The organism is Peloplasma aerotolerans, from assembly GCF_030012175.1.
Lineage (GTDB): Bacteria > Bacillota_I > Bacilli_A > Acholeplasmatales > Acholeplasmataceae > Peloplasma > Peloplasma aerotolerans.
The window spans coordinates 1-3711 of the sequence record NZ_JASCXW010000059.1; the positions used below are offsets into that span (position 1 = coordinate 1).

Below are 3711 nucleotides of genomic sequence, written 5' to 3' on the forward strand. Positions count from 1 at the left end.
AAAAGTTCTTTACATTCATCCTTTTATTTTGTTATAATGATGGAGTATTCAATGTATCGTATAATCGACCTGATGTGGAGGTCAAGTTTCTACCGTGAGCCCGTAAAATTCACGACTACGATATGAAAACAGCTTTTTTTAATTATGTTTTCATATGTAGAAACCACAACTTATTAGCGTGGTTTTTTATTTTTTGAAAAAAAATACATGTGAATACAAAACAAAAAAAAGGAGAAATACGATGATCGAAAAGATTAAAAAGTTCTTCAAAATCGAAGAACGAAACAGCTCAATAAAAATTGAGCTATTAGGGGGATTAACAACATTTTTAACCATGGCTTACATTTTGTTTGCTAATCCGGCGATTATGGGTGGACTCATTACTTTGGAAGATGGATCTTCACTTCAATTGGTTGCGGGTTTAGATCTTCAAGCTGTATTCCTAGCTACTGCATTGGCAGCAGGTATAGGCACAATAGCTATGGGCTTATTTGCTAAGTTACCAATTGCTGTTGCACCTGGAATGGGCTTGAATGCATTTTTCTCATTCACAATCGTTGTTGGTATGGGTTATTCATGGGAACAAGCATTAGGTGCTGTATTGGTTTCAGGTATCTTATACCTAATCATCAGCCTTACGGGTCTTAGAGCAAAAGTTGTTGCATCTATACCACAATCTCTGAAATATGCGATTGGTGCTGGTATTGGCTTTTTCATTGCTTACATCGGACTTGTCAATGTTGGTATCATCGTTCAAGGAGCTGGTACACCAACATCATTAGGTGATTTATCAAGTCCAGTTGCTTTACTCGCTTTGTTTGGTATTGTGTTAACAATCGTTTTACTTGCTCTTAAAATCAGAGCAGCTGTATTCTTTGGGTTAGTTGGAACTGCAACCGTTGGTCTAATTGTAGGCTTACTAGGCGTTGTAGGCATGCCTGTTCTTCCAGATTTCCAAGGTGGTTTACCATCTCTTGCACCATTATTTGGAGCAGCTTTTGGAGGCGCATTCGATATCATCTTAACACCAGCTGGTTGGTTCGCAATCTTTGCATTCTTATTTGTTGACTTCTTTGACACATCAGGTACTTTAATGGCTGTTACAGGTCAAATGGAAGATGTTACAGAAGAAGATATTCAAAGAGCAAATGTCGTTGACTCATCTGCAACAGTTATCGGTGCAGTATTAGGTACTTCAACAACAACTTCTTATATTGAATCATTATCAGGTGTAGGTGCAGGTGCAAGAACTGGTTTAGCATCTGTATTCACTGGTTTATTATTTCTTTTATCAATTTTCTTAGCACCACTATTAAGTTTAGTAACTGCTGGCGTTACTGCAGCTGCTATGGTTATCGTAGGTACTATGATGGCTGCATCAATCGGTAAAATTGAATGGGATAAATGGCCAATTGCAATTGCAAGTTTTATTACAATACTTGTTATGATCTTAACTTATTCAATTTCTGACGGTATTGGCTTTGGATTCTTAACTTATATCCTTGTTATGCTCGCTAGCAAACGTGGTAAAGATGTTAGTCCATTACTTTATGGCGCAGGTGTTTTGTTCATCCTTTACTTAGTTTTAATGACTGTAATGTAATTCTGTTTAAAAATATAATAAAAACTCTAAAGTCAATCTGACTCTAGAGTTTTTTTGTTGTCTTTAATTATCAAAGCCTAATTACTGTTCTATTTTTAATACACGTTCCATCAAATTGATAAATTGATTTAAGATAATACCTACGACTGCTGCAAATGCCATACCGCTTAGTGATACCGCTGGATTAATAATAATTTCTGCTTGACCTAATCCAAAGACCATCATGGTTGCTATGATAATTAGATTACGCATCTTTGATACATCGACTTTATGTTTCACAAGAACACGTAAACCATTAACTGCGATTAAACCAAACAATACCATACTAATACCACCCATAACTGGTGCAGGAATACTTGCGATGAATTCATTTATTGGTGAGATGAATCCTAAGATGATTGCGAATACTGCAGCTAAGCCAGTTACATAAACTGAACCAACCTTTGTCATGGCTACAACACCTGTGTTTTCACCATAAGTTGTATTTGCTGGACCACCAATCATTGCTGATAAAGCAGTCGCAATACCATCACCTAATAATGTTTTATCAAGTCCTGGATCTTTTAAGAAATCTTTTTCACAAATCTCTCCAAGGACCGTATGGTCTCCAATATGTTCTGCAATCGTTACAAATGCGATTGGAGCGAACATTAATAATGCTGTGAAGTTTGGAGAATAACTCCAAATGAAATTAAATGCTGGAACCGATAATGCACTACCACTGAATACTGTTGTTATATCGACAACGCCTAAGATCATTGATAGAATATAACCAGAGACAATACCGATAATAAATGGAATAATTTTCATGAATCCTTTAAAGAATAAGTTAACGATAATGGTTACTAAGAATGTAAAGATTGCGATGAGCGGATTTCTCCAATCAGTTGCTAAGAATGCAAAGAATCCATCTGCACTGTTTGGTGATAAGCCTGCTTGACCTATCGCTACAGGCGCTAAGCCTAACCCGATAATCATAATCATTGGACCAATAACTACTGGAGGTAACAATATATCCAACCAGTTTTTTCCAACAAAGTGAATAATGATCGCAACAACCGCGTAAATAAGCCCTACAAGAACTAATCCCCAATATGCTGCACCAACACCTGACTGTGTACTGGCTAAACTGATTGCCATAATATATGCAAACGAACTACCTAAGTAAACTGGGACCTTAGCTTTTGTGACTGTAATATAAGTCAATGTACCAATTCCTGAAGCGACTAATGCAACTGATATTGGTAATCCTGTTAAAATCGGAACCAATACTGTTGCCCCAAACATTGCAAATACATGTTGTAAGCTTAAGATAATCCATTTACCAATACTTTTTGGTCTCTCATTAATGCCAACAACTAAACCATTTTCATTCATTTTGTTTCTCCTTATCAATTTTTTTTGTAAGGCCTTCAACAAAAAAGACACCAGTGGCGTCCTTTAAATGTCAGGTATAATGAAATTCGATACCTTATTACGCTCACAGGCATAACTTAAAGGACCATACTGTTTAAAGTATATCACGCTTTTTTAAAAAATCAACATGTAATGTAAAAAAATTGTTATAATAGAGTTGGTGATTATATGAAAGAGATAATGAATAGCGAACAACTATCAAGAACACTTAAAAGAATGACACATGAAATCATTGAAAGAAATCAAAATCTTGATGATGTTGTTTTAGTGGGCATTATGAAAAAAGGATATCCTATTGCTCAAATTTTAAAAGATAATTTAAAAAGATTCGCAGATATAGACGTTGATATCTATCCTGTTGATATCCAAGCATATCGTGACGATATCAAATCAAAAGATCAACCCGTCAATCAAAAAATAGAAGTGCAAGATAAAAACGTAATTTTAGTTGATGATGTTTTATTTACAGGAAGAAGTGTCAGAGCTGCAATGGATGCAATTAACGATCATGGTAGACCAAAACAAATACAATTAGCAATTGTCATTGATCGTGGCCATCGTGAACTTCCAATTAGGGCAGATTATATTGGAAAGAACATTCCAACAAGCAAAAACGAACGTGTTATAATCAATATGCAATATCAAACTGTTTATATAGAAGATATCAAATAAAATGAACTAACTCTAGTTAG

General features: G+C 35.3%; 3 protein-coding genes and 1 riboswitch. Of the genes, 2 read left to right on the forward strand and 1 reads right to left on the reverse strand.

The window, feature by feature from the left end:
• Positions 1-36: 36 nt before the first annotated feature.
• Positions 37-138, forward strand: a riboswitch (purine riboswitch).
• A gap of 103 nt (positions 139-241) precedes the next feature.
• Complete coding sequence (locus QJ521_RS09340) at positions 242-1603, forward strand: NCS2 family permease (RefSeq protein WP_282840219.1); 1362 nt, start codon at positions 242-244, stop codon at positions 1601-1603.
• A gap of 81 nt (positions 1604-1684) precedes the next feature.
• Here QJ521_RS09340 and QJ521_RS09345 read toward each other — a convergent pair whose 3' ends face one another.
• Positions 1685-2980, reverse strand: a complete 1296-nt coding sequence (locus QJ521_RS09345) for a uracil-xanthine permease family protein (protein ID WP_282840220.1) — start codon at positions 2978-2980, stop codon at positions 1685-1687.
• Positions 2981-3187: 207 nt separating this feature from the next.
• On the opposite strand from QJ521_RS09345, the gene pyrR reads away from it, so the two are divergent.
• Complete coding sequence (pyrR, locus tag QJ521_RS09350) at positions 3188-3691, forward strand: bifunctional pyr operon transcriptional regulator/uracil phosphoribosyltransferase PyrR (RefSeq protein WP_282840221.1); 504 nt, start codon at positions 3188-3190, stop codon at positions 3689-3691.
• Positions 3692-3711 lie beyond the last annotated feature (20 nt).